Origin of the sequence: Enterobacter cloacae complex sp. P14RS (genome assembly GCF_014895895.1) — a bacterium.
In the GTDB taxonomy this organism is placed as follows: Bacteria; Pseudomonadota; Gammaproteobacteria; order Enterobacterales; family Enterobacteriaceae; genus Enterobacter; species Enterobacter bugandensis.
The window spans coordinates 1-2,658 of the sequence record NZ_JADBQM010000048.1 but is presented as its reverse complement, the minus strand read 5'-3'; the positions used below and the strand labels follow the sequence as shown (position 1 = coordinate 2,658).

2 protein-coding genes and 1 pseudogene are annotated in these 2,658 nt (G+C 37.7%); all 3 read right to left on the bottom strand.

Annotated elements, in window-relative coordinates; all coding sequences use genetic code 11:
• Positions 1-509 (bottom strand): annotated as a pseudogene (locus IM295_RS22945) (hypothetical protein); the annotation flags it as partial.
• A 1-nt stretch (position 510) separates the two neighbouring features.
• Positions 511-1,485, bottom strand: coding sequence for a glycosyltransferase family 2 protein (locus IM295_RS22940; protein ID WP_028013777.1), 975 nt, complete (start codon positions 1,483-1,485; stop codon positions 511-513).
• On the bottom strand, positions 1,472-2,658 hold a 1,187-nt coding region (gene wzx, locus IM295_RS22935; protein ID WP_193067370.1), incomplete at its 5' end, for an O45 family O-antigen flippase. The genes IM295_RS22940 and wzx, both read right to left, overlap by 14 nt.

The window sequence follows — 2,658 nt, the reverse complement described above, 5'->3', positions numbered from 1 at the left end:
ACGAGACCTGACATCAGAATACCACGTCTGAAGACCATCATTTCCCAGATGCTCATTAACAGAATTACCAGAAGTATACTTTTCCGTTTTGATAAAAGAAAATGATAATATAGTGACGGAAAAACAAAAAGGAATAGCATATTAACTATCCCATGATATGTTGGTATGCCGAACTCGGTATAGTTATAGCCGCCCCTAAATTGCATAATCATTGGGATCCCACCAGCAACAACCACATCAGGTATTATTGCAAAGCACCAAATGATGAGCCATATTTTAGTCGCCCGCCAAGATGGCATAATATCTTTAAGACGAACATGATTAATACTGCCAGGAGTGATAAATGGAAGTGAAAAAATCAACCCCAGAACAACATTGATTGACAAAAACACCATCATCTCACTTGAGAGAGGGCTAATATTAGTCGTCAATCCAAGCGAATATAAGAAAATTGTAAACAACCAAATTGAAGCATATACAAACCCTGGGGACAATAAAAAAATACTCATCCTACATCCTCAGCTGTCGAAGTCTTCCACCTTCAATATATGAAAGTGCCAATACGACTTTATATACAAAATCGGGTATTTTAATCGTTTTTGAATCTAATTTATCACACAAGCAGAGCAGAATTTTTCGTGTCGTTGTTATTGGAAGAATATGTATAGCCTTTATGAGTAGTTTACTAAGGAGTTTTGTATCTTCCAACATCACTTCGTAAGATGAAAAGAGACTGTCCTTCACGCATTCCGGATGTTTTTCTTTCAAAACAGGGAAAGATTTTGACGCATATACAACCATTCTTTCCGAAGCTCTGCGCAAAGTTGGGGTATCACTGTCTTCTGCTCTTGCATCGGGTAAAAAATAAAAGTCATACTTTGCTTTTGAAACTCGGATGCCAAGTTCCTCATCTTCACAGCCGTAATGATAGAAAGTTTCATCAAAACCGCCAATTGTGTCAATTATATCACGCGTCAGGATAATGCCGTCACTTGCGAAGAAACGAGTGCTTATAATTCCTTCAGGCATGTTACGCGCCCCCAAATAACGACTGTCAAAATAGCGGAGGTAATTGCTGGTGTTGAGTCTGGCGGGATCGATTCGTATGTTAATTCTGGCTGCTGTATAGCTCTTGTCATGGAAAAAAGAAACGATCTTTTTTAATGCGTTAGGTTCAAGCAGGTTGTCGATATCAATAAACATTATCAACGAATTTGTCGCGAGAGAAATACCCACGTTACGGGAAATTGCCCTGCCAGAATTTATTTGGTTCCTGTGGAATAAAAAATTTATCTTATCTTTAAACGCTTCCGCATACGAGCCTGCGATTTCTGCAAGTGAAATCGGACTACAATCGTCAATAAGAATTAATTCGACAAGGTTGTTTGGATAATCAATATTCAGTATAGCATCCATGAAGCGCTTAACTTTCGATGGTTCACAGTAAGCAGGGACCACTATTGAAATCTTATCATTGTACTGCACTAATGCACCTCGTAGAATAAATTATATTAAAGGCGTAGACTACTGCTAAACCGATGACGATGTTACTCACCCCCATATAATGGAAAATGGCAGGAACAATAGCCACTACCAGGCAGAAGGCTATCAACCACTTAATAGCTAATTTTTTTAACTGCTTCATTCTAATTAGAACCATACTGAGCAACTGATCTATAGCTAATATTGGTGTTAACCAGACAAATGTTTTTAAATAACTATATGCGTAAACGAGTTTTGCACCATAAAGGACGTGAATAATCATGTCGGCAAGAATTGTTGTAAACAGTGCGCCAGCACAGGTTACTGAAAGCGTAGCGAAAATACAGAACGGCAATTTTCTTTTTATTGTTGTAATATCAATAAATTTAAATATAAAAATTGGTGCGATTGCCTGAACAAACAGAATACATATTGCATACCAGTTATCGACTAACTGAAGTGCTGCTGCATAGTTCGAATACGTTTCTCCAGAAATTTTTCCTTCGAGATATACTCGATCAAATTTCATGGTGACCTGCTGCATAATCAAACAAAACCATACGGCGACACCAATCTTAAAATACGAAAAAATCTCAGAATCAACCTTCACGAATTTAAATCCTGTAGCTTTTCTGAAAGTATAAAAGATAAAGCCACAAGGTAAAAGTGATTCAATAACCCATGCCACCCAAAGATAATTTATTGGCAATTGATTCCTTACACCAAAATAAATGACAATGAGTTTAATTATTGCAGCGAACATCAGCACGAGGCAAGGTAACTTGAGACGAGCCTGGCTTTGGTACCATGTTAAACCTACAATAAAAGTTTCTCGTAATGCAACAGATATGGCCAAACCAATAATAAACTGTCTGGACAGTCCACTGGCAGCAAAGATTCCCCATGCCACCATGCACAATGCAACGAAAACTCCTGCCGCTAGACGCAATAAAATCACGTTGCTCATAGTGGAGTTTATTTTTGATGGTGCATCCAGCAATTTAGGAATAACCACCTCAGCCCCACAGATCCATGTGCCTGTCATGAATATAGCCAGAATAACGAGAGAATATTGCCAGCTACTGAAATCACCAAAATTATAATGATTTATCAATAATCTGTTAATAATAATAATGATAACGAGTTGAGTGATTCTCTCGAGGCTAAGATAAAAAA